We start from the raw sequence: 21,878 nt of genomic DNA, 5'->3' as shown, positions 1-21,878 counted from the left end.
AGGGAACAGGGAGTACCGTGCGGTACGGTAACGTCTCCCCTCAGCCGTCGCGCTAGCACGCCGGTTCGAGGTACTGCCGGGACGCCGTCCCGGACGGCCGGTCCGATCAACCGTCCGTCTCCGTCGGCCTAAGGGATTTCATGACTGATCTGGGTCGGGGCTACGGCTCCCAGCCGTGGCACGCCACCGAGCCCGGCTACGGTGAGCAGCCGGCGCAGGCCGCCACTGCCGGTGAGTCGGAGTACCTCCCGCAGGATCCGTACGGGCAGCAGAACCACCAGTACCAGGTCCAGGGCCAGGAGCAGTACGGGCAGCAGCAGGCCTACGTGCCGCAGGACCCGTACTCCCAGCAGCAGTGGCAGCAGCAGGCCTTCCAGCAGCAGTACCCGCAGCAGCAGGGCTACCCGCAGCAGGGTGGCTACGTCCAGCAGACCGGCTACCCGCAGCAGGCCGAGTACCAGCAGCAGGGCCACCCGCAGCAGGACGGCGGCTACCAGCAGGTGCCGCAGCAGTACGTCTCGCAGCAGTTCGACACCGGTCAGTTCGCGACCGGGCCGTTCGACACCGGGCAGTTCCCCCAGCAGCAGCAGTTCGCCGGTCAGCAGCAGGGCTTCCAGCAGCAGCCGCCCCAGCAGCAGCCGCCCCAGCAACAGGCCGTCCCCCAGCAGGTCGCCCAGCCCCAGCCGCAGGCCCAGCCCCAGCCCCAGCGGACCGCGCCGCGGCAGGCCCCGCGGCCCGCGGGGCCGGGGCCGGACGGCATCGACTGGGAGGCCGAGGCCGCCGCGCTGGAGGCCGGCGCGCACCCGGGTGCCGCGGCCCGGCAGGCCGCCGAGGGCGAGGAGAGCGCCGAGGGCGAGGGCACCGAGGGCGAGTACGCCGACGAGGAGTACGAGGAGTACCCCGAGGACGGCGAGCACACCGAGGACGACTTCGCCGAGGAGGGGCACGAGGGCTTCCTCGGCCCGCAGGACCTCAGCCAGGAGGCCGAGGCCGAGCGCAAGGCCAAGGGCAAGAAGTCCGGACGCCGCAACGGCGGCGCCTGCCTGCTGGTGGCCCTGGTGCTGCTCGGCGGCCTGGGCGGCGCCGGGTGGTGGGGCTACGGCTTCTACCAGAGCACCTTCGGCCCGCCGCCGGACTTCACGGGCGCCGGCACCGGCAAGGTCCAGATCCAGATCCAGGACGGTGCCTCGGCCGGCGACATGGGGCAGGTGCTGCAGAAGGCCGGCGTGGTCAAGAGCGTGGGCGCCTTCAACAACGCCTACACCAAGGCGAACAAGACCATCCAGCCCGGCTACTACTCGATGCAGCTGCAGATGTCAGGCGACGCGGCGGTGGCGCTGATGGTCAGCGAGGCCGGCGGCGACTCGCTGATCATCCCCGAGGGCAAGAAGTCCTCGGACATCTACGCGATGATCGACACCAAGCTGAAGCTCTCCCCGGGCACCACCGCGAACGCGGCCAAGGCGAACGCGGCCAACCTCGGCCTGCCCGCCTACGCGAACAACAACCCCGAGGGCTTCCTGTGGCCGACCAAGTACTCGGTGGCCCAGGGCATGAAGCCGGAGGACCTGCTCAAGCAGATGGTGAGCAACGCCCTGGCCGAGTACAGCCAGCTCAACCTGGACACGGCGGCCCAGAGCGTCGGCCTGAAGAACGCCTACGACGTGGTCAACGAGGCGAGCATCCTGCAGGCGGAGGGCAACAACGTCGCCGACTTCGGCAAGATGGCCCGGGTCATCAGCAACCGGCTCGCGTCCAACGACATGCACCACGCGCTCGGCATGGACACCACGCTGCAGTACGCGCTGGGCACCAAGACCCTGACCTATGCGCAGATCCACGACGGGTCGAACAAGTACAACAGCTACATCAACCCGGGCCTGCCGCCGACCCCGATCTCAAACCCGGGCGAGGACGCGATCAAGGCGGTGCTCAACCCGACGCCGGGCGACTGGACGTACTTCCTCGCGATGACCCCGACGAACACGGTGTTCTACAACAACAGGGGAGACTTCTCGGCGGGCGTGAAGCAGTACTGCACCGCGCACGGACAGGCCTTCGACGCCAGCGACACCACCTGCAAGTAGCGGGCGCGCGGCGGCCGGTAGGTTGGTCCGGCTCTGTCCGGCAGGAAAGGTGACCAGGCTCGTGACCATCCACCACCGCGCGGCCGTGCTCGGCTCGCCCATCGCGCACTCGCTCTCCCCGGTGCTGCACAACGCCGCCTACCGGGCGCTGGGGCTGGACGACTGGGAGTACGGCCGCTTCGAACTGGACGAGGCCGGGCTGCCGGGTTTCCTGGCCGGCCTCGAACCGGGCGGCTGGGCCGGCTTCTCGCTGACCATGCCGCTGAAGCGGGCGGTGATCGGGCTGCTGGACGAGGTGAGCGAGACCGCCCTTGCGGTGGACGCGGTGAACACCCTGGTCCTCGAGGCCGACGGCCGGCGCACCGGTGACAACACCGACGTGCCGGGCCTGGTCGCGGCGCTGCGCGAGCGCGGCATCGAGCAGGTGCCCGCGGCGGCGGTGCTGGGCGCCGGTGCCACCGCCTCCTCCGCGCTGGCCGCGCTGGCCCGGCTCGGCGCCGAGCAGGTGACCGTCTACCTGCGCAGCCCGGAGCGGGCGCGGCAGATGCGGGAGCTGGGGGAGCGGCTGGGGGTGGCGGTGCGCACCGCCGACTGGGCGCGCGGCGCCGAGGCGCTGGCCGGCCCGCTGACCGTCTCCACCACCCCGGTGGGCGCCACCGACGCCTTCGCGGACGGGCTCACCGCCACCCCGGGCGCCCTGTTCGACGTGCTCTACCACCCCTGGCCGACCGCGCTCGCCGCCGCCTGCGCCGAGCGCGGTGCCACCGTGCTCGGCGGTCTCGACCTGCTGGTCCATCAGGCGGTGCTGCAGTGCGAGCGGTTCACCGGGATCACCCCGGGGCCGCTGGCGGCGATGCGGGCGGCGGGCGAGGCGGCGCTGGCCGGGCGTTAGGGCCCTCGGGCCTCAGTGCTGCGCGCCCGGCTCGCGGCCGCGCAGCACGGCCACCAGGCCGAGCAGCGAGACCACCGCCCAGACGCCCTCCAGCAGCAGGAACCCCCACTGCGAGGTCAGCGCGGCCTGGGTGGCCAGGATCGCCGAGCCGCACAGGTTCAGCAGCAGGTAGCCGCGCGAGCGCGCGTCGAGCTTGCCCCACTGGGCGAGTGCGAACGGGATCAGGATGAGAATCGAGCCGAAGATCTGCACGGCCTGTTCCATGACGGGGACCCCTCCACGGGTCTGCGTCGTCTTGTCGGTCCGGGTACGGCGCGTCTCGTCCGGTGGCCGCCGGGAAGCGGTCGAACACCATTGTGCCTGATCAAACGCGGGACGGACATGTCCGCTCCCCGGACCGTGGCCCGCGTGCGGGCGAGGTCGTGAAAGGATTCACCGCAGGGCTCGCCGCACGGGCCCGCAGACCGAACCCCGGCCCGGAGCGCCGCGCGAGCGCCGTGAACCGGACCGCTGACGAAGGAGCACCGTTGGGTACGTTGCGCTGGCTCACGGCGGGGGAGTCGCACGGCCCCGCTCTCGTTGCCACCCTGGAGGGCCTGCCCGCGGGCGTGCCCGTGACCACCGCCGCGGTGGCGGATGCGCTGGCCCGGCGCCGGCTGGGCTACGGGCGCGGCGCCCGGATGAAGTTCGAGCAGGACGAGGTGACCTTCCTCGGCGGGGTGCGGCACGGCGAGACCATGGGCAGCCCGGTGGCGATCATGGTGGGCAACACCGAGTGGCCCAAGTGGCAGCAGGTGATGGCGGCCGACCCGGTCGACCCCGACATCCTCGCGGGCCTGGCCCGCAACGAGGCGCTGACCCGCCCCCGCCCCGGCCACGCCGACCTGGCCGGCATGCAGAAGTACTCGATCGACGAGGCCCGCCCGATCCTGGAGCGCGCCAGTGCCCGCGAGACGGCCGCCCGGGTCGCACTCGGCGTGGTGGCCCGCGCGTTCCTCAAGGAGACCTGCGGCATCGAGATCGTCTCGCACGTGGTCGAGCTGGGCGCCGCCAAGGCCCCGGCCGGCGTGTTGCCGCAGCCCGCCGACGAGGCCCGCCTGGACGAGGACCCGGTGCGCTGCCTGGACGCGGCGGCCTCGGAGGCGATGGTCGCCGAGATCGACCAGGCCCACAAGGACGGTGACACGCTCGGCGGCGTGGTCGAGGTGCTGGCCTACGGCGTGCCGGTGGGCCTGGGCTCGCACGTGCACTGGGACCGCCGGCTGGACGCGCGGCTGGCCGCCGCGCTGATGGGCATTCAGGCGATCAAGGGCGTCGAGGTCGGCGACGGCTTCGAGCTGGCCCGGATCCCCGGCTCGCAGGCGCACGACGAGATCGTGCCGACCCCCGAGGGCGTCAAGCGCACCTCCGGGCGCTCCGGCGGCACCGAGGGCGGCCTGTCCACCGGCGAGCTGCTGCGGGTGCGGGCCGCGATGAAGCCGATCGCCACCGTGCCGCGCGCGCTGCGCACCATCGACGTGCGCACCGGCGAGGAGGCCAAGGCGCACCACCAGCGCTCGGACGTCTGCGCGGTGCCGGCCGCCGGCATCGTCGCCGAGGCGATGGTCGCGCTGGTGCTGGCCGACGCGGTCAGCGAGAAGTTCGGCGGGGACCACGTCAGTGAGACCCGGCGCAACGTGCAGGGCTACCTCGACAACCTGATCGTCCGATGAGCGGTGTCATGCCCGCGGGGCCTTCGTCCGGCGGGCCCAGGGCCGTGCTGGTCGGTCCTCCAGGGGCCGGCAAGAGCACCGTGGGCCGACTGCTCGCCGAGCGGCTCGGCTGCGGCTTCCGGGACACCGACACCGACATCGAGCAGCGGGCCGGCAAGCCGATCCCGGACATCTTCATCGAGGACGGCGAGCCGCACTTCCGCGAGCTGGAGGCCGCCGCGGTCGCCGCCGCGCTGGCCGGCCACGACGGCGTGCTGGCGCTCGGCGGCGGCGCGGTGATGGCGGACGCCACCCGGGCGCTGCTGGCCGGCCGCCCGGTGGTCTACCTGGAGGTGGCGCTGCACGACGCCGTCAAGCGGGTGGGCCTGGACGCGCCGCGCCCGCTGCTCGCGGTCAACCCGCGCCAGCAGTGGCGCGAGCTGATGGAGCGTCGCCGACCGCTCTACCTGGAGGTGGCCGCCGCCACGGTGGCCACCGAGGGGCGCACCCCGGAGCAGGTCGTGGACGCCGTACTGGAATCTCTGGAGTTGAAGGACGCATGAGCAGCACCGACACCGTCACCATCCACGTCGGCGGCTCGGCCGGCCACGCTCCGTACGACGTGCTCGTCGGCCACCAGCTGCTGGGGGAGCTCAGCGGGCTGATCGGCAACCAGGCGCGCCGGGTGGCGATCATCCACCCCGAGGCGCTGTCGGCCACCGGCGAGGCGATCCGCGAGGACCTGGCCGCCGAGGGCTACGAGGCGATCGCGCTGCAGGTGCCGAACGCCGAGGAGGCCAAGAGCGCCGAGGTCGCCGCCTACTGCTGGTCGGTGCTCGGCCAGACCGGGTTCACCCGCTCCGACGTGATCGTGGGCCTGGGCGGCGGCGCCACCACCGACCTGGCCGGCTTCGTGGCCGCCAGCTGGCTGCGCGGCGTGCGCTGGGTCGCGATGCCCACCACGCTGCTGGGCATGGTGGACGCGGCGGTCGGCGGCAAGACCGGCATCAACATCGCCGAGGGCAAGAACCTGGTCGGCGCCTTCCACCCGCCGGTGGGCGTGCTCGCCGACCTGGCCACCCTGGAGACCGTGCCGAAGCACGACTACGTCTCCGGCCTGGCCGAGGTGATCAAGTGCGGCTTCATCGCCGACCCGGTCATCCTCGACCTGGTGGAGGCCGACCCCGCCGGTGCCGCGACCCCCGCCGGGCCGCACACCGTGGAGCTGATCCGGCGCGCCATCCAGGTCAAGGCCGACGTGGTCTCCGGCGACCTCAAGGAGTCGGGCCTGCGCGAGATCCTCAACTACGGGCACACCCTGGCGCACGCCATCGAGCGCAACGAGCGCTACAAGTGGCGGCACGGCGCCGCGGTCTCGGTCGGCATGGTCTTCGCCGCCGAACTGGGCCGGCTGGCCGGGCGGTTGGACGACGCGACGGCCGACCGGCACCGCACCGTGCTGGCCTCGGTGGGCCTGCCGCTGAGCTACCGGGCGGACGCCTGGCCGAAGCTGCTGGACGCCATGAAGGTCGACAAGAAGTCGCGCGGCGACCTGCTGCGCTTCATCGTGCTCGACGGCCTGGGCAAGACCTCCGTGCTGGAGGGCCCGGACCCGTCGCTGCTGGTCGCTGCCTACGCGGAGGTCTCCGGATGAGCCGGGTGCTGGTGCTGAACGGTCCCAACCTGGGGCGCCTGGGCAGCCGGGAGCCGGACGTCTACGGCGCCACCTCCTACGCCGGGCTGGTCGAGCGCTGCACCAAGCTCGGCCGGGAGCTGGGCTTCGAGGTGGAGGTCAAGGAGACCAACTCCGAGCAGCAGATGATCGAGTGGCTGCACTGGGCGGCCGACGAGAAGACCCCCGTGGTGATCAATCCGGGTGCCTTCACGCACTACTCGTACGCGCTGCGCGACGCGGCGGCCCAGCGCACCGCGCCGCTGATCGAGGTGCACATCTCCAACCCGTACGCCCGCGAGGAGTTCCGGCACACCTCGGTGATCGCCGCGATCGCCTCCGGCACCATCGCCGGCTTCGGCCTGGGCTCCTACGAGTTGGCGCTGCGCGCCCTGGCCGAGCAGCTCACCACCCGCTGACTGCGCGCACCTCGGTTCTGCACGCAGGCCCGGCCCCGGCCCGCAACTGGGCTCGGCGCCGGGCCTGCGTGTAATGTCCCCGCCGGGAGGTGTGTCCGTGACGCAGCAGTACGCAGGGGGAGTGCCCCCGCGCCCGGTCGTGCCGCCGCCGGTGGCGCCGCGCCAGAGCGTGCAGCCGTATCCGGCCACCCAGGGCGCTCCCGTGCCGCCCCCCGCACTGCCTCCGGCGCCGCCGCAGGCCGCCGAGCCGGACACCGTGCCGCTGGTCACCGTCCCGCCCGCGCCGCAGCCCGCCGGTCCGCCGGGCGCCGCGGCGTCGCCCGGCGGCGCGACCGGGCACTTCGTGATGCCCACCGGTGCGCCGGTCCAGCTGCCGGCTGCCGCGCAGCCCCAGCAGGTGGGGCCGCTGGCGGTGCTGCTGATCGGCCCGGCCGGCGCGGGCAAGACCACGGTGGCCCGGCACTGGGCCGAGCGCCGGCCCACCGCCACCGCGCACATCAGCCTGGACGACGTCCGCGAGTGGGTGTGCTCCGGTTTCGCCAACCCGCAGTCCGGCTGGAACAACGCCTCCGAGGCCCAGTACCGGCTGGCCCGCCGCACCTGCGGCTTCGCCTGCCGCAACTACCTGGCCAACGGCATCTCCTGCATCATCGACGACGCGGTCTTCCCGGACCGGCCGGCGATCGGCCTGGGCGGCTGGAAGCGGCACATCGGCCCCGGCATGATCCCGGTGGTGCTGCTGCCCGGTCTGGACTCGGTGCTCGCCCGCAACGCCCGGCGCTCGGGGAACCGGCGGCTGAGCGACGAGGAGGTCGCGCTGATCCACGGCCGGATGGCGGGCTGGTACAACTCCGGGCTGCCGATCATCGACAACTCGCAACTGGACGTCGCCGCCACTGCCGAGGCGCTGGACCGGGTGATCGCGGCCCGGCTGGCTGGCCGGCCGGTGCGCTGAACCGAGGCGCCTGCGCCGCCGACGCCAACTCAACTCCGAGAACCGAGACCTGAGAGCCCCGATGCCCGAAGGCCACATCCTGCACCGGCTCGCCGCCCAGCACCAGGCGGCCTTCGGCGGCCGGCCGGTGGCCGTCGCCAGCCCGCAGGGCCGCTTCGCCGAGGGCGCCCGGCTGGTCGACGGCCACCCGCTGGAGCGTGCCGAGGCCGACGGCAAGCACCTCTTCCTCGGCTTCGGCGAGGCCTGGATCCACATCCACCTGGGCCTGTACGGCGTCGTCACCTTCGGCCCGGCCCCCGCGCCCGCGCCGGTGGGCCTGATCCGGCTGCGGCTGGCGAACGAGGACCAGTACGCCGACCTGCGCGGCCCGACCACCTGCGAACTGCTCACGCCCGCCGAGAAGGACGCCGTGCACGCGCGCCTGGGCCCGGACCCGCTGCGCGCGGACGCCGAGCCGGACCGCGCCTGGCAGCGGATCGCGCGCAGCCGCAGCACCATAGCGGCGCTGCTGATGGACCAGAAGATCCTGGCGGGGGTGGGCAACGTCTACCGCGCCGAGGTGCTCTTCAGGCACGGCATCGACCCGCACCGGGCCGGTCGCGACCTGGCACCGGCCGAGTGGCAGCTGATCTGGCACGACCTGGTGGAACTGATGCGCGAGGGAGCGGCGATCGGACGGATCGACACCGTGCGCCCCGAGCACACGCCCGAGGCGATGGGCCGCCCGCCGCGGGTGGACGACCACGGCGGCGAGGTCTACGTCTACCGGCGGGCCGGGCAGCCCTGCCTGGTCTGCGGCACCGAGGTGCGCACCGAGCAGCACGCGGCCCGCAACCTGTTCTGGTGCCCGCGCTGCCAGCAGCGCTGATCCGACGTCAGGAGATGCTGACCGCACGGTGGTTGGCCGCATCCGCCGCTCGCGTGACGGGTGCCGGTGCCGGTGCCGCTGCCAGCCGCCGCAGGCAGGCCCGCCGCTGCACCAGCGCGAGCCCCGCGATCACCGTGCCGAGCGCCAGCCAGCCGGCCGGCCCGGCCGTCATCACCGCGCCGGTCAGCAGCAGCGGGCCGACCGACTTCTGCACGGACTGGGACATGCCGGCCACCCCGAGGTAGGAGGCGCGGGCCCGCGGCGGTGCCAGCCGCACCGCCAGCTCCCAGGAGCTCACCGAGCGCATCAGCTCCGCCAGGGTGACCAGCGCCGCCGCCCCGAGCAGCGCGAGCGAGGCGGCCCAGGACCCGCCGCCGGTGGCGACCGCCAGCACCGCGCAGCAGGCGAGCATCGTCACGCCGTACACCGCCACCGCTCCCGCGGCCCGGCGCGCTCCCTCGGCCCGGGCCGAGACCCGCAGTTGGAGGGCCACCACCAGCACGGTGTTGAGCACCAGGAAGGCCGGCACGAAGGCCTGCGGCGCGCGGGTGTGGTGCACCAGCCACAGCGGCAGGCCGACGTTCAGCACGGAGTCGTCGAGGTTCATCGGGACGTCCAGCAGGACGAAGAGCAGGTAGCCGCGGTCGCGCCACGGGCTCGGTGCACGCTCGTCCTGGCGGGCGCCGCCCGTGCCGTCCGGCCGGGCCGCGGTCTGCTCGTGCGCCCGCGGCTCCCGGGTGCGCCGCACCAGCGCCGCGGCCAGCGCGAAGGAGAGCGCGTTGCCCAGGATCAGTGCCCGGTAGGCGTCCCTGGTGCCCACCGCCAGGCCGAGCGCCGCGATCCCGGCGCCCAGCGCGTAGCCGGCGTTGGCCGCGCTGCGGGAGAGCGCCTGGTAGGTGGTGCGCCGCTCGCCCGCGACCCGGGTGGCGAAGAGCATTTCCAGCGTCTTGGCCGCCCGCTCGCCCAGGCAGGTCACGGCGACCACGGGCAGCAGCGTCGCGAAGCCGTCGCAGACCAGCAGCAGGCCCATGGTGCACAGGCGCAGCAGGTGGCAGCCGATCAGCAGTCCGCGCACCGGCAGTCGCCCCGCCAGCCGCCCGGCCAGCGGTGAGCCGGCGATGCCCGCCACCGCGGCGACGCCCAGCAGCAGCCCCACCTGACGGGCGTCCAGGTGGCTGACGACGGTGAAGTACAGCACCGAGGCCGCACCCCACACCCCGGTCCCGGTCCGGTCGAGGAACTGGGTGAGCAGCATGGTCCGCGCGTCCCGGCCGCCCGGTGGCCGGCGCAACTGCGCCACCAGCGTCTGTCCGTTCCCGCTCCGCCGCACGACCGGCCCCCGCTCCGCTCCGGACGCCGCGAAGCCACCGTGGTCGCAGGGGAGCAGGAAGCAGCCTGGCCGATATCAATCTTGATGTCAAGATACTTGATATCAAGACACTGCTTGGGGCTCCTCAACAGCGGCCCTCGATCACCTTCGCCACCAGTGACAGCAGCAGCTCCCGCTCCTCGGGGACCAGCGGCGTCAGCAGCTCCTCGTTCGCCGTGTCGCCGAGCCGCTCCAGCCGGGTCAGCAGCTCGGCACCGGCCGGGGAGAGTGCGATCGCGTTCTTCCGGGCGTCCCGGGGGTCCCTGTCGCGCAGCACCAGGCCCTTGGTCTGCAGGTCGTTGAGGATGCCCACCACATCCTTCGGGTCGATCCGCACGGTGCGCGAGAGTTCGGCCTGCGCGAGCGGGCCGAACTCGGCCACCGCGCAGAGCACCGCGTGGTGGCCCATCCGCACCCCCTCCTCGCCGAGCGCGTCGGCGACCAGGCGGTGGGCGAGGGCTCCGGCGCGGCCGAGGAACCAGCTCGGGAGGGTCTGCAGGCGGGAGAACGGGGCTTCGGTCATGGAGTCCTTCAGGGGATCCGTCATGAGGTCATCCTAAAGTCGTTGGAGATCCCAATGAAAGCTGCTAGCGTTGGGGTCACCAACGGTTTTCGAGGGGGAGCGAACCATGCGCAAGGTCAGGTTTCACCGCTACGGCGGCGCCGAGGTGCTGCGGCTGGACGAGGTCGCCGCGCCGGTGCCCGGTCCGGGTGAGGTGCGGGTGGCGGTGGAGGCGGCCGGGGTCAGCCTGATGCTGCTGAAGATGCTCGCCGGCGTCGGCGGGAGCCCGCTGCCCGGCTCGCCCGGTGGCGGCTTCGTCGGCCGGATCACCGCGCTCGGTCCGGATGTGACGGAGTATCAGATCGGTGACCGGGTCGGCGGGGTCGCCGCCGAGGTCTACGCCGACCAGCTGCTCGCGGCGCCCGCCCTGATCACGCCGGTGCCCGAGAGCGCGAGCGCCGCCGACGCGCTCTGCCTGGTCCACGGGGGGTTGGTGGCGCTCGCGGCGCTGCGGACCGGTGCGCTGGAGCCGGGGCAGTCCGTCCTGGTGACCAATGCGGCGGGCGGGGTCGGCCACCTGATCGTCCAGCTGGCCAAGCTCCTCGGCGCCGCCCGGGTGGTCGCGGCGGTCGGTGGCCCGGGCAAGGACGACTTCCTGCGCTCGCTCGGCGCGGACGAGGTGGTCCGCTACCAGGACGCGCACTGGGGCGAGCCGGTGGACCTGGTCCTGGAGGGGACGGGCGGTGAGGTGCTGCCGCGCGCGCTGGCCGCACTGGTGCCGTTCGGCCGGCTGGTCACCCTGGCCGGTCACGGCGGCACCCTGGACGCCGGGGCCGTGCTCGGCTCGGCGGCCACGGTCACCGGCCTGTCGATGGGGCAGTTGGCCCGCCACCGGCCCCAGGTGGTCGCCGGCTGCCGCGCCGAGCTGTGGCGGCTGCTCGCCGAGGGCCGGCTGCGGCCGGTCAGCCAGGTCCTCCCGCTGGCGCGCGCGGCCGAGGCGGCGGCGCTGCTGGAGTCCAGGCGCAACCTCGGCAAGGTGGTGCTGGCGGTCAATCCCTAGGACCGGACAGGTGCTGGCGGGCCTCAGCGCCGGCGCGCCATCGGGGCCAGGTAGACCCGCAGCCTGGTCCGGTGCCACCAGGCGCCGGTGGCCCGCCGCTCCGGCCGGCTGGTGAACCGGTAGCGGTAGAGCACCGCCCGGACATGGGTCGGCGGTGCGTCGGGGAAGGGGTTGTGCCGCAGCAGCCGCAGGGTCGCCCGGTCGCCCGCCAGCAGCCGCTCGGCGAACGGCCGCAGCCACGGGCGCGCGTAGGCCGGGGAGATCGCCGCGAACCACATCAGCCAGTCCAGCCGCAGGTGGTAGGGCGCGTACTGGCGCGGCCGGTGCCGCACGTCGCCCGGCTTGCCGCGGAACTCGTACGCGCGCCACACCGTGTGCGGCGTCAACCGCTCCTCGTCGGTGCCCTCGACGACCACCTCGAAGCGGATCCGGCTGATGCTGCCGAAGGCGCCGTAGGTGTTGACCAGGTGCAGCCGGTTGAAGGAGTAGTTCATCAGCTGGCCGCGCGAGAGCAGGTTGCGGGCCGGCCGGTAGCTGAGCCAGACCACCAGCGCGGTCGCGGCCAGCACCACCACCTCGTACCAGAGCGGTGCCCGCGCGGTGGCCGGCCGGCCGGCCCCGGGCAGCCGCAGGGCGCCGAAGGCCAGCGCGATGGTCAGCCAGTTGAGCCAGGCGAAGTTGCCCGAGGCTACCAGCCAGAGCTGGGTGACCACCATCGCCGCGGCCGCCCAGGAGGCGACCGGCTGCGGGGCGAACAGCAGCACCGGCAGGCCGAGCTGGGCCAGGTGGTTGGCGGCCGCCTCCACCCGGTGCAGCGGCATCGGCAGGTGGTGGAAGTACCAGCTCAGCGGTCCGGGCATCGGCTGGGTCTCGTGGTGGTACTTCAGGCAGGTCAGGTCCCGCCAGCAGCGGTCGCCGCGCAGCTTGATCAGCCCGGCGCCGAACTCCACCCGGAACAGCAGCCAGCGGAACAGGAAGAGCACCAGGACGGGCGGGGCGACCTTGTCGTTGCCCAGGAAGACCGCCAGGAACCCGGCCTCCAGCAGCAGCGACTCCCAGCCGAAGGAGTACCAGGTCTGCCCGACGTTGACGATCGACAGGTACAGCAGCCAGAGCAGCGCCCACAGCAGCATGGCGGCCCACAGCGGCACCAGGTCGGCCAGCCCCGCCGCCACGGCGGCGGCGAGCAGCGCCCCGCCCCCGGCGAGGGCGGCGAAGGCGCGGTCCGAGTAGCCGAACTGGAACAGGCTCGGCGCCTCCCGGAAGGGCCGGTGGCGCAGGTAGCGCGGCACCGGCAGCATCCCGTGCTCGCCGATCAGCGCCCGGAACTGCCGGGCCGCCGCCAGGAAACCGACCAGGTAGACGAGGGCCAGCAGGCGCAGCAGCACCAGCCGGCTGAGCGCGTACCCGGGCGCGGTGAACCACTCCACCCGTCCATCTGACCACCCGTGGCCGCGGCACGCCGTCCGGGCGCGGCGCCCGGCCCGCGTGGAACGGCCCAGTAGAACAGGCGCGCCGGGGACGGCCTCCCTAGGCTTCCAGACATGTCCGATGCGCACGCGGCCCGCCGGGAGCGGCTCAGCGAGTACTGCAGCGCCAGTGGGGCGGACGCGGCGCTGATCAGCAAGCCCGCCAACGTCCAGTACCTGACCGGCTGCCCGCCGTGCGGTGCGGCCCTGTTGCTGACCCGGGAGCGAGCACTGCTGGTGTTGCCCGCCGATCTGCCGCCCGACGACAGCGGCGAGCGGCCCGACGAGTCCGGTCTGCCGCGGCTGGCCGCCGCCGCGGGCCAGGACACCACGGCGGCCGCCGCCGCGGCCGCCGCCCGCTTCGGCGTGGCGGAGCTCGTGGTGGAGGAGCACGACCTGACCGTCAGCCGGCACCGCACGATCGCCGAGTCGGCCCCGGGGGTGCGGCTGGCCGACGTCAAGCGCGCGGTCGAGCGGCTGCGGGTGGTCAAGGACGAGCAGGAGCTGGCCGGACTGCGGATCGCCGCCGAGATCGGCGACCAGGCGCTCGGCGAGCTGCTGGAGTCGATCCTGGTCGGCCGCACCGAGCGCCACCTGGCGATGGAGCTGGAGCGCCGGATGATCGACCACGGCGCGGACCGGGCGGGCTACCCGGTCTCGGTGGGCACCGGCAGCCACTCCGGGCGGGCCGACCACCGGCCCACCGACCGCCGGGTCGAGGAGGGCGACTTCCTGACCGTCTCGCTCGGCGCCCAGTACCGCGGCTACTCGGTCTGCACCACCCGCACCTTCGTGATCGGCGCGGCCCCCGCGGCCTGGCAGGTGGAGCTGCACCGGCTGGTCTTCGAGGCCCAGCGGGCCGGGCGCGAGGCGCTGGCCCCGGGGGTGCCGGGCAGCGAGCCGGACCGTGCGGCGCGCGAGGTGCTGCGGGCCGGCGGGTACCAGGAGGAGCGGCCGCAACCGTTCGGGCACGGCGTGGGCCTCGAAGTCCGGGAGGCGCCGCAGCTGGGGCCCGCCGAGATGGGTAAACTGGACAACCGCGTGCCGGTCACCGTCGGTCCAGGGGTACACCTCCCGGGCCGCGGCGGAGTCCGGATCGAGGACACGCTCGTGGTGCGCCCCCTCGAAGAGGGCGGACCTGAGCTGCTCACCATCACCACCAAGGAGCTCCTCGCCCTGTGACCACCGCTCCCGGTGGGGGCAGGCCCGCACCCTTGGTTCCTTGACAGCTATATCAGGAGTAAGTGCGCCCGTGGCTTCCACGAACGATCTCAAGAACGGCATGGTCCTCAAGCTCGAAAACGACCAGCTCTGGTCCGTCGTCGAGTTCCAGCACGTCAAGCCGGGCAAGGGCCCCGCCTTCGTGCGCACCAAGCTCAAGCACGTGCTGAGCGGCAAGGTCGTCGACAAGACGTTCAACGCGGGCACCAAGGTCGAGACCGCGAACGTCGACAAGCGCGGCATGCAGTTCTCGTACAAGGACGGCGAGCAGTTCGTGTTCATGGACATGGACACCTACGACCAGCTGTTCATCGGCAAGGAGGTCGTCGGCGACGCGGCCAAGTACCTGCTGGAGGGCTTCGAGGCCCTGGTGGCGGTCTACAACGGCGCCCCGCTGTACATCGAGCTCCCGGCCTCCGTCGAGCTGGTCATCGAGGAGACCGAGCCCGGCCTGCAGGGCGACCGCTCCACCGGTGGCACCAAGCCCGCCAAGCTGGAGACCGGCGCCGAGATCGCCGTCCCGCTCTTCATCACCACCGGTGAGAAGATCAAGGTCGACACCCGTGACGGCAGCTACCTCGGCCGGGTGAACAAGTAACCGTGGCGTCAGCACGCACCAAGGCGCGCACGCACGCCTTCCAGATCCTCTTCGAGGCCGACGGCCGGGGCGTCGACCCGCTGTCGGTGCTCGCGAGCTGGGTTGCCCGCGCCCGCGAGCCCAAGCCCGACGAGGGTGTGCCGCAGGTCGGCGAGTACACCATGCAGCTGGTCGAGGGCTATGTGCAGCACGCCCGCCGGATCGACGAGCTGATCTCGACCTACGCGGTCGGCTGGACGCTCGACCGGATGCCGGTCGTGGACCGCAACGTCCTGCGGCTCGGCGCCTACGAGCTGATCTGGGAGGACGGCGTCCCGGACGCGGTCGTCCTGGACGAAGCGGTGGAGATCGCCAAGGAGTTCTCCACGGACGACTCTCCGGCCTTCGTGAACGGCATGCTCGCCCGTTTCATGGAGCTGAAGAGCACGATCCGCCGCGACTGAGCGATCGCCCTCCCGCCCCTTCGATGGCCGTCGGACCTTTTGGTCCGGCGGCCATCGCGCGTATGTTGTTACTGACCAGTAGCCAATTGCGAAGGGCGTTCCGCCATGACGACTGCGACCCGGACCGACAGCGAGTTCGACCAGGCGATCGCCCTGGAACCGGACCCCGGCACGCCGGGGCGCCACCGCGGTGAGCTGGGCGCCGGCTGGCAGATCGGCGGTGGGGTCAACGGCGGGCTGCTGCTCGCGGTGGCCGCCAACGCGCTGCGCCAGGAGCTGCCCGAGCACCCCGACCCGCTGTCGATCAGCGGCTACTACCTGGAGACCTCGCACCCCGGCCCGCTGACGGCGCTGACCTCGACGGTGCGCCGCGGCCGTTCGCTCTCCACCGCCACCGCTTCGCTCTACCAGGACGGCGCGGACGGCACGCCGGTCGAGAAGCTGAGAGTGCTGGCCAGCTACGGCGAGCTGGCCGCGCTCACCGGTGAGGTGCACACCTCGGCCGTGCCCCCGCAACTGCCGCCGGTGGAGCAGTGCGTGGGCATGGAGCACGCGCCCCCGGCGCTGCTGGAGCAGGCCGCCCTGCTGGAGCGCTTCGACCTGCGGCTGGACCCGGCCACCGTCGGCTGGGCGCTGGGGCAGCCGGCCGGGGCGGGCCGGATCCAGGGCTGGTTCCGGCTCGCCGACGGGCGCGAACCCGACCCGCTGGCGCTGCTGCTGGTGGCCGACGCGCTGCCGCCGGTCACCTTCGACCTGGGGCTGCCCGGCTGGGCGCCGACCGTCGAACTGACCGTCCACCTGCGGGCGGTGCCGGCCGCGGGCTGGCTGCGGGTCAGCCACGCCACCCGCAACCTGGCCGGCGGCTACTTCGAGGAGGACTGCGAGATCTGGGACTCGGCCGACCGCCTGGTGGCGCAGTCGCGCCAGCTGGCCCGTGCGCCCCGCGGGCGGGCCTGAGCGGCCCAGGGGCGGGTCCGACGCCTGACGGGCCGGCCCGAGCGCCTGACGGGCCGGCCCGGCCCGTCACGGCGGCCGGATACGCCGACGGCGCGGTCCCCCCGGGGACCGCGCCGTGACGTTTCTGCAGCTTGCGAGGGTGTTCCCGCGCTCAGCTCGCGTCCTCGTCGCGCACCGCGCGACGAGCGTCCGAGTTGAGCACACCCCAGCTGATCAGCTGCTCGGTGAGGATGGACGGCGACTGGTCGTAGATCACGGCCAGCGTGCGCAGGTCGTCCTGGCGGATCGAGAGCACCTTGCCGTTGTAGTCCCCGCGCTGGGACTGGATGGTGGCCGCGTAGCGCTGCAGCGGGCCGGCCTTCTCGGAGGGGACCTGGGTCAGTCTCTCCAGGTCCAGCACCAGGCGCGGCGGCGGCTCGGCCGCACCGCCCGGCGTGCCGCCGGGCAGCAGCTCCTGCACCGGGACACCGTAGAACTCGGCCAGTTCGGCCAGCCGCTGCACCGTCACAGCACGGTCGCCACGCTCGTAGGAGCCGACGACGACCGCCTTCCAGCGTCCCTGGGACTTCTCCTCGACACCGTGCAGGGAGAGACCCTGCTGAGTGCGGATAGCGCGGAGTTTTCCTCCGAGCTGCTTCGCGTAGTCGCTGGACATTGTTCTCCCCGGACGAGAATTTCCTGATCATGACGGTCACGGGGGAGTGGGGGTGATCCCGCGTCCCAAAGAGCGTCCTACCGGTGGGTTCGACGTCTGTTCCGTAACTCACTGTGAGGTTACGTAGAGTAAGGTAGCTGCGTCAAGCCGAATGGGGCAGTCGTGCGAATGGTCTGCTACCTCTGCGTGAACACGACACGACGGATGGCGGGCGGCCCATGATCGCCCTGGTAGCATGGCCAAGGCTCCGGGTGCGACCCGGCGGCCACTCCCGACATCCTTTAAGACCCGTCCCGTGAGGCGGGGAAGGAGGTCCGCTTCGGCATGACCACATCACAGACAGACATTCCGCGTCCGCCGCACCAGGTGCTGGACGGCGCCGACATCTCCCGGGTGATCACCCGGATCGCGCACGAGATCGTGGAGCGCGCGAAGGGCGCCGAGGACGTCGTCCTGCTCGGCATCCACACCCGCGGTGTCCACCTCGCCCGCCGGTTGCACGCCAAGCTGATCCAGATCACCGGGCGCGAGATCCCGCTCGGCACGCTGGACATCACCATGTACCGCGACGACCTGCGGCTCAAGCCCGCCCGGGCGCTGGAGCACACCGAGATCCCGGCCGGCGGCATCGACGGCCGCCTGGTGATCCTCGTCGACGACGTGCTCTTCTCCGGCCGCACGGTGCGCGCCGCGCTCGACGCGCTGGGCGACATCGGCCGCCCCCGGGCCGTGCAGCTGGCCGTCCTGGTCGACCGCGGCCACCGCGAGCTGCCGATCCGCGCCGACTACGTGGGCAAGAACCTGCCGACCTCGCTGCGCGAGGCGGTCCAGGTCCAGCTCGCCGACGCCGACGGGCAGGACGCCGTCCTGGTCGGCGACCGCGACTACGCCGCCCGCAGCTCGCAGGCACTCGCCACCCCGAACCGCCCGGACCCCCAGATTTCGGAGTAATGGTCCCGTGAAGCGCCACCTCGTCTCCGCCGCCGATCTCAGCCGCGACGACGCGCTGCTGATCCTGGACACCGCCGAGGAGCTGGCCCAGCTCTCCGGACGGGCCGTCAAGAAGCTCCCCACGCTGCGCGGTCGCACCGTCGTCAACCTCTTCTTCGAGGACTCCACCCGCACCAAGACCTCCTTCGAGGTCGCCGAGAAGCGGCTGAGCGCCGACGTCATCAACTTCGCCGCCAAGGGCTCCTCGGTCTCCAAGGGCGAGAGCCTCAAGGACACCGCGCTGACCCTGCAGGCGATGGGCGCCGACGCCGTCGTCATCCGGCACCACGCCTCCGGTGCGCCGGCCCGGCTGGCCCAGTCCGACTGGCTGCACGGCAGCGTGATCAACGCCGGCGACGGGACACACGAGCACCCCACCCAGGCCCTGCTGGACGCGCTCACCATGCGCCGCCACCTCAACCCGGGCCTGGGCAACGACCTGAGCGGCCGGCGGATCACTATCGTCGGCGACGTGCTGCACAGCCGGGTGGCCCGCTCCAACGTGCTGCTGCTGCAGACGCTCGGCGCGCAGGTCACCTTCGTGGCCCCGCCCACCCTGCTGCCGATCGGCATCCCGAACTGGCCCTGCGAGGTCAGCTACGACCTGGACGCCGCGCTCGCCAAGACCGACGCGCTGATGATGCTGCGCGTCCAGCGCGAGCGGATGAACGCCGCGTTCTTCCCCACCGAGCGCGAGTACGCGCGCCGCTACGGGATGAACGGCCAGCGGATGGCCAAGCTGCCCGAGCACGCCATCGTCATGCACCCCGGGCCGATGGTGCGCGGGATGGAGATCACCGCCGAGGTGGCCGACTCTCCGCGCTGCACCGCCGTCGAACAGGTCGCCAACGGCGTCTCGATCCGGATGGCCGTCCTGTACCTGCTGCTTGGCGGGGCCGTCTTCAACGACGGTCCCACCGACGCCCCCCGCACCGAAACCAGTGAGGCCGCCCAGTGACCAGCTACCTGATTCGCAACGCCCAGATCCTCGGCGGCCCCGCGCAGGACATCCTCATCACCGACGGTGTGATCAGCGAGATCGGCACCGGCCTGAGCGCCGAGGCCGACGTCGACATCGACGCGCACGGCCTGATCGCCCTGCCGGGCCTGGTCGACCTGCACACCCACCTGCGCGAGCCGGGCCGCGAGGACGCGGAGACCGTGCTGACCGGCACCCAGGCCGCGGCCATGGGCGGCTACACGGCCGTGCACGCGATGGCCAACACCTTCCCGGTGGCCGACACCGCGGGCGTGGTCGAGCAGGTCTGGCGGCTCGGCCGGGCCTCCGGCTACTGCGACGTGCAGCCGGTGGGCGCCGTCACCGTGGGCCTGGAGGGCAAGAAGCTCGCCGAGCTGGGCGCGATGCACGACTCGGCCGCCGGTGTGCGGGTCTTCTCCGACGACGGCAAGTGCGTGGACGACGCGGTGATCATGCGCCGCGCGCTGGAGTACGTGAAGGCCTTCGACGGCGTCGTCGCCCAGCACGCCCAGGAGCCGCGGCTCACCGAGGGCGCCCAGATGAACGAGGGCCAGGTCTCCGGCGAGCTCGGGCTCGGCGGCTGGCCGGCGGTGGCCGAGGAGGCGATCATCGCCCGCGACGTGCTGCTCGCCGCGCATGTCGGCTCGCGGCTGCACGTCTGCCACGTCTCCACGGCGGGCTCGGTGGAGATCATCCGCTGGGCCAAGGCCAAGGGCTGGAACGTCACCGCCGAGGTGACCCCGCACCACCTGCTGCTCACCGACGAGCTGGTGCGCAGCTACGACCCGGTCTACAAGGTCAACCCGCCGCTGCGCACCGCCGAGGACGTGCAGGCGCTGCGCACCGCGCTGGCCGACGGCACCATCGACGCGGTCGCCACCGACCACGCCCCGCACCCCGCGGAGGACAAGGACTGCGAGTGGGCCGCCGCCGCGATGGGCATGGTGGGCCTGGAGACCGCGCTCTCGGTGGTCCAGCAGGCGATGGTCGACACCGGCATGCTGACCTGGGAGGGCGTCGCGGACCGGATGTCGCACCGCCCCGCCCGGATCGGCCGTCTCAGCGGGCACGGACGGCCCGTCTCGGTCGGTGAGCCGGCCAACCTGGTGCTGTTCGATCCCGCGTACCGTGGCAGCGTGAATCCGGACAGCTTCGCCTCCCGCAGCCGCAACACCCCCTACCGCGGGCTCGACCTGCCCGGCCGGGTGCACGCCACCTTCCTGCGCGGGGTGGCCACCGTGCTGGCCGGCGAGCTGGTCGAGCAGGGCGAGCTCGCATGAGCGCCGTGCCCGCCCTGCTGGCCATGGAGAAGGCCAAGGTGCACGACTGGCCGAATTACATCGGCTGGTCGGTCGGCCTGCTGATCGTGATCGCGGTCGTCTACTGGCTGATGCGCCAGGGCTGGAACTGGCGGCGCACCCTGCAGTCCGACCTGGCGGCGCTTCCCGCCGTGCCGGCCGAGACCGGCACGGCCATCCTGGAGAGCAGCGGCCGGTACCACGGCAGCACCATCGCCGGGAGCTGGCTGGAACGGGTCGTGGCGCACGGCCTGGGCGCCCGCAGCCTGGCCGACCTGACCCTCACCGAGCGCGGCCTGCTGGTCCGCCGCCCGGGCCAGGCGGACCTCTGGCTGGCCGCCGGGGACCTGACCGGCGCCCGGACCGACTCCGGCATCGCCGGCAAGGTGGTCCCGGCCGGCCTGCTGGTGGTCGGCTGGCGGCTGGCCGGCCCCGGCGGGGAGACCGGCACCGAGCTGGAATCCGGCTTCCGGCTGGACCACCCGGACGACCACGCGGCCTGGGTCACCGCGATCGCACAACTCGCAACACAGCCGGCCCCGGCCGGTACGACGAAGACGGAAGGCGTAACACCATGACCGCACCTGCCCCCACCGCGCCGCGCCCCTGGCGCGACCGCGTGCCCGCCGTGCTGGTGCTGGAGGACGGTCGCACCTTCCGCGGCCAGGCGTACGGCGCGATCGGCGAGACCTTCGGCGAGGCCGTCTTCAACACCGGCATGTCCGGCTACCAGGAGACCCTCACCGACCCCTCCTACCACCGCCAGGTGGTCGTGATGACCGCCCCGCAGATCGGCAACACCGGCGTCAACGACGAGGACCCCGAGTCCAAGCGGATCTGGGTGGCCGGTTACGTCGTGCGCGACCCCGCCCGGGTCCCGTCCAACTGGCGCTCGCAGCGCTCGCTGGACGCCGAGCTGATCGAGCAGGGCGTGGTCGGCATCAGCGGGATCGACACCCGCGCCCTCACCCGCCACCTGCGCGAGCGCGGGGCGATGCGGGTGGGCATCTTCTCCGGACCGGCGCTGGCCGAGCCGGCCGAGCTGCTGAGCCGGGTGCTCCGGGCGCCGGAGATGAAGGGCGCCGACCTGTGCGCCGAGGTGGCCACCAACGAGCCGTACATCGTCCCGGCGATCGGTGAGAAGAAGTTCACCGTGGCCGCGGTCGACCTCGGCATCAAGGCGATGACCCCGCAGCGGATGGCCGAGCGCGGCATCGAGGTGCACGTGCTGCCCGCGAACGCGACGGCCGAGGACATCTACGCCGTGCAGCCCGACGGCGTCTTCTTCTCCAACGGCCCCGGCGACCCGGCCACCGCCGACCACCAGGTCGCGGTGCTGCGCGAGGTGCTGAGCCGCCGGACCCCGTTCTTCGGCATCTGCTTCGGCAACCAGATCCTGGGCCGCGCGCTGGGCTTCGGGACCTACAAGCTCAAGTACGGCCACCGCGGCATCAACCAGCCGGTGCAGGACCGCACCACCGGCAAGGTCGAGGTCACCGCGCACAACCACGGCTTCGCCGTCCAGGCCCCGCTGGACCAGGTGAGCGACACCCCGTTCGGGCGCGCCGAGGTCTCCCACGTCTGCCTCAACGACGACGTGGTGGAGGGCCTGCAGTGCCTGGACACGCCCGCCTTCAGCGTGCAGTACCACCCCGAGGCGGCGGCAGGCCCGCACGACGCCGCCTACCTGTTCGACCGCTTCGTCGAGCTGATCGCCGCTGCCCCGACCCGCACCACCGCAGGGAGCTGACCC

General features: G+C 72.9%; 23 protein-coding genes and 1 riboswitch. Of the genes, 18 read left to right on the top strand and 5 right to left on the bottom strand.

Translation table 11 applies throughout. The features are described from left to right. Positions 1 to 140 precede the first annotated feature (140 nt). Complete coding sequence (mltG, locus tag OG294_RS07850; protein ID WP_327065700.1) at positions 141 to 2,087, top strand: endolytic transglycosylase MltG; 1,947 nt, start codon at positions 141 to 143, stop codon at positions 2,085 to 2,087. A gap of 61 nt (positions 2,088 to 2,148) precedes the next feature. Continuing rightward, complete coding sequence (locus OG294_RS07845) at positions 2,149 to 2,979, top strand: shikimate dehydrogenase (RefSeq protein ID WP_327065699.1); 831 nt, start codon at positions 2,149 to 2,151, stop codon at positions 2,977 to 2,979. Between the two features lie 12 nt (positions 2,980 to 2,991). On the opposite strand, the gene OG294_RS07840 is transcribed toward OG294_RS07845, so the two are convergent. After that, positions 2,992 to 3,243 carry a CBU_0592 family membrane protein gene (locus OG294_RS07840; RefSeq protein WP_327065698.1) on the bottom strand — a complete coding sequence of 84 codons (252 nt, stop codon included), beginning with the start codon at positions 3,241 to 3,243 and terminating at the stop codon, positions 2,992 to 2,994. A 20-nt stretch (positions 3,244 to 3,263) separates the two neighbouring features. After that, a riboswitch (guanidine-III (ykkC-III) riboswitch) is annotated at positions 3,264 to 3,328 on the bottom strand. Positions 3,329 to 3,506: 178 nt separating this feature from the next. Between OG294_RS07840 and aroC the strand changes: the two genes are divergently transcribed. From aroC to OG294_RS07810, 6 genes are all read left to right on the top strand, one after another. Further along, positions 3,507 to 4,691 (top strand): chorismate synthase, encoded by a 1,185-nt coding sequence (gene aroC, locus OG294_RS07835; RefSeq protein WP_327065697.1) that lies wholly within the window; start codon positions 3,507 to 3,509, stop codon positions 4,689 to 4,691. Further along, a complete protein-coding gene (locus OG294_RS07830; protein ID WP_327065696.1) occupies positions 4,688 to 5,233 on the top strand; it encodes a shikimate kinase in 546 nt (181 codons plus the stop codon). Before aroC ends, OG294_RS07830 begins: the two co-directional genes overlap by 4 nt. After that, positions 5,230 to 6,324, top strand: a complete 1,095-nt coding sequence (gene aroB, locus OG294_RS07825; protein WP_327065695.1) for a 3-dehydroquinate synthase — start codon at positions 5,230 to 5,232, stop codon at positions 6,322 to 6,324. The genes OG294_RS07830 and aroB overlap by 4 nt, the downstream gene beginning before the upstream one ends. Continuing rightward, positions 6,321 to 6,761, top strand: coding sequence for a type II 3-dehydroquinate dehydratase (gene aroQ, locus OG294_RS07820; protein ID WP_327065694.1), 441 nt, complete (start codon positions 6,321 to 6,323; stop codon positions 6,759 to 6,761). Before aroB ends, aroQ begins: the two co-directional genes overlap by 4 nt. A 73-nt stretch (positions 6,762 to 6,834) precedes the next feature. After that, complete coding sequence (locus OG294_RS07815) at positions 6,835 to 7,716, top strand: AAA family ATPase (RefSeq protein ID WP_329578088.1); 882 nt, start codon at positions 6,835 to 6,837, stop codon at positions 7,714 to 7,716. A gap of 61 nt (positions 7,717 to 7,777) precedes the next feature. Further along, complete coding sequence (locus OG294_RS07810) at positions 7,778 to 8,584, top strand: Fpg/Nei family DNA glycosylase (protein ID WP_327065692.1); 807 nt, start codon at positions 7,778 to 7,780, stop codon at positions 8,582 to 8,584. 7 nt (positions 8,585 to 8,591) lie between these two features. Here the strand turns inward: OG294_RS07810 and OG294_RS07805 are convergent, their stop codons facing one another. Then, positions 8,592 to 9,884: an MFS transporter gene (locus OG294_RS07805; RefSeq protein ID WP_327065691.1), complete on the bottom strand. Its 1,293-nt coding sequence runs from the start codon at positions 9,882 to 9,884 to the stop codon at positions 8,592 to 8,594. A gap of 154 nt (positions 9,885 to 10,038) precedes the next feature. Then, on the bottom strand, positions 10,039 to 10,476 hold the full coding sequence (locus OG294_RS07800; protein WP_327071471.1) for a MarR family winged helix-turn-helix transcriptional regulator: 438 nt from the start codon (positions 10,474 to 10,476) through the stop codon (positions 10,039 to 10,041). Positions 10,477 to 10,582: 106 nt separating this feature from the next. Here OG294_RS07800 and OG294_RS07795 point away from each other — a divergent pair, with 106 nt between their 5' ends. Further along, positions 10,583 to 11,515 carry a quinone oxidoreductase family protein gene (locus OG294_RS07795; RefSeq protein WP_327065690.1) on the top strand — a complete coding sequence of 311 codons (933 nt, stop codon included), beginning with the start codon at positions 10,583 to 10,585 and terminating at the stop codon, positions 11,513 to 11,515. A 23-nt stretch (positions 11,516 to 11,538) separates the two neighbouring features. Here OG294_RS07795 and OG294_RS07790 read toward each other — a convergent pair whose 3' ends face one another. Continuing rightward, on the bottom strand, positions 11,539 to 12,945 hold the full coding sequence (locus tag OG294_RS07790) for a lipase maturation factor family protein (RefSeq protein WP_327065689.1): 1,407 nt from the start codon (positions 12,943 to 12,945) through the stop codon (positions 11,539 to 11,541). 114 nt (positions 12,946 to 13,059) lie between these two features. Between OG294_RS07790 and OG294_RS07785 the strand changes: the two genes are divergently transcribed. The 4 genes from OG294_RS07785 to OG294_RS07770 all read left to right on the top strand — a co-directional run bounded on the left by OG294_RS07785 (position 13,060) and on the right by OG294_RS07770 (position 16,203). Next, on the top strand, positions 13,060 to 14,166 hold the full coding sequence (locus OG294_RS07785) for a M24 family metallopeptidase (protein WP_327065688.1): 1,107 nt from the start codon (positions 13,060 to 13,062) through the stop codon (positions 14,164 to 14,166). A gap of 70 nt (positions 14,167 to 14,236) precedes the next feature. After that, the gene (gene efp / locus OG294_RS07780; protein WP_327065687.1) at positions 14,237 to 14,803 is read left to right on the top strand and encodes an elongation factor P; all 567 of its coding nucleotides are present in this window, start codon (positions 14,237 to 14,239) and stop codon (positions 14,801 to 14,803) included. A 2-nt stretch (positions 14,804 to 14,805) separates the two neighbouring features. Then, entirely contained in the window at positions 14,806 to 15,246 is a 441-nt protein-coding gene (gene nusB, locus OG294_RS07775; RefSeq protein ID WP_184940486.1) for a transcription antitermination factor NusB, read from the top strand. A gap of 105 nt (positions 15,247 to 15,351) precedes the next feature. Beyond that, complete coding sequence (locus OG294_RS07770; protein WP_327065686.1) at positions 15,352 to 16,203, top strand: thioesterase family protein; 852 nt, start codon at positions 15,352 to 15,354, stop codon at positions 16,201 to 16,203. 151 nt (positions 16,204 to 16,354) lie between these two features. Here the strand turns inward: OG294_RS07770 and bldD are convergent, their stop codons facing one another. Next, entirely contained in the window at positions 16,355 to 16,858 is a 504-nt protein-coding gene (gene bldD / locus OG294_RS07765; protein WP_327065685.1) for a transcriptional regulator BldD, read from the bottom strand. A 324-nt stretch (positions 16,859 to 17,182) separates the two neighbouring features. On the opposite strand from bldD, the gene pyrR reads away from it, so the two are divergent. The 5 genes from pyrR to carA are packed head-to-tail and all read left to right on the top strand — an operon-like array spanning position 17,183 to position 21,875. Continuing rightward, complete coding sequence (gene pyrR / locus OG294_RS07760; protein ID WP_327065684.1) at positions 17,183 to 17,809, top strand: bifunctional pyr operon transcriptional regulator/uracil phosphoribosyltransferase PyrR; 627 nt, start codon at positions 17,183 to 17,185, stop codon at positions 17,807 to 17,809. 7 nt (positions 17,810 to 17,816) lie between these two features. Next, a complete protein-coding gene (locus OG294_RS07755) occupies positions 17,817 to 18,806 on the top strand; it encodes an aspartate carbamoyltransferase catalytic subunit (protein ID WP_327065683.1) in 990 nt (329 codons plus the stop codon). Beyond that, complete coding sequence (locus tag OG294_RS07750) at positions 18,803 to 20,107, top strand: dihydroorotase (protein WP_327065682.1); 1,305 nt, start codon at positions 18,803 to 18,805, stop codon at positions 20,105 to 20,107. The genes OG294_RS07755 and OG294_RS07750 overlap by 4 nt, the downstream gene beginning before the upstream one ends. Then, positions 20,104 to 20,703, top strand: a complete 600-nt coding sequence (locus tag OG294_RS07745) for a PH-like domain-containing protein (protein WP_327065681.1) — start codon at positions 20,104 to 20,106, stop codon at positions 20,701 to 20,703. Before OG294_RS07750 ends, OG294_RS07745 begins: the two co-directional genes overlap by 4 nt. After that, entirely contained in the window at positions 20,700 to 21,875 is a 1,176-nt protein-coding gene (gene carA, locus OG294_RS07740) for a glutamine-hydrolyzing carbamoyl-phosphate synthase small subunit (protein WP_327065680.1), read from the top strand. Before OG294_RS07745 ends, carA begins: the two co-directional genes overlap by 4 nt. The last annotated feature ends 3 nt before the right edge of the window (positions 21,876 to 21,878 follow it).

Source organism: Kitasatospora sp. NBC_01302 (genome assembly GCF_035976515.1).
Classification (GTDB): domain Bacteria; phylum Actinomycetota; class Actinomycetes; order Streptomycetales; family Streptomycetaceae; genus Kitasatospora.
Note: the sequence above shows the minus strand (reverse complement) of the source record. Positions and strands in the feature narration are given on the sequence as shown.

Excerpts from the sequence above, each read along its gene's own strand:
- OG294_RS07830 (WP_327065696.1), top strand. The coding sequence starts at position 4,688 with ATGAGCGGTGTCATGCCCGCGGGGCCTTCGTCCGGCGGGCCCAGGGCC.
- OG294_RS07840 (WP_327065698.1), bottom strand. The coding sequence starts at position 3,243 with ATGGAACAGGCCGTGCAGATCTTCGGCTCGATTCTCATCCTGATCCCG.
- pyrR (WP_327065684.1), top strand. The coding sequence starts at position 17,183 with ATGACCACATCACAGACAGACATTCCGCGTCCGCCGCACCAGGTGCTG.
- OG294_RS07770 (WP_327065686.1), top strand. The coding sequence starts at position 15,352 with ATGACGACTGCGACCCGGACCGACAGCGAGTTCGACCAGGCGATCGCC.
- OG294_RS07745 (WP_327065681.1), top strand. The coding sequence starts at position 20,104 with ATGAGCGCCGTGCCCGCCCTGCTGGCCATGGAGAAGGCCAAGGTGCAC.
- OG294_RS07785 (WP_327065688.1), top strand. The coding sequence starts at position 13,060 with ATGTCCGATGCGCACGCGGCCCGCCGGGAGCGGCTCAGCGAGTACTGC.
- OG294_RS07815 (WP_329578088.1), top strand. The coding sequence starts at position 6,835 with ATGTCCCCGCCGGGAGGTGTGTCCGTGACGCAGCAGTACGCAGGGGGA.
- OG294_RS07810 (WP_327065692.1), top strand. The coding sequence starts at position 7,778 with ATGCCCGAAGGCCACATCCTGCACCGGCTCGCCGCCCAGCACCAGGCG.
- mltG (WP_327065700.1), top strand. The coding sequence starts at position 141 with ATGACTGATCTGGGTCGGGGCTACGGCTCCCAGCCGTGGCACGCCACC.
- bldD (WP_327065685.1), bottom strand. The coding sequence starts at position 16,858 with ATGTCCAGCGACTACGCGAAGCAGCTCGGAGGAAAACTCCGCGCTATC.
- aroB (WP_327065695.1), top strand. The coding sequence starts at position 5,230 with ATGAGCAGCACCGACACCGTCACCATCCACGTCGGCGGCTCGGCCGGC.
- aroQ (WP_327065694.1), top strand. The coding sequence starts at position 6,321 with ATGAGCCGGGTGCTGGTGCTGAACGGTCCCAACCTGGGGCGCCTGGGC.
- OG294_RS07795 (WP_327065690.1), top strand. The coding sequence starts at position 10,583 with ATGCGCAAGGTCAGGTTTCACCGCTACGGCGGCGCCGAGGTGCTGCGG.
- carA (WP_327065680.1), top strand. The coding sequence starts at position 20,700 with ATGACCGCACCTGCCCCCACCGCGCCGCGCCCCTGGCGCGACCGCGTG.
- OG294_RS07800 (WP_327071471.1), bottom strand. The coding sequence starts at position 10,476 with ATGACCGAAGCCCCGTTCTCCCGCCTGCAGACCCTCCCGAGCTGGTTC.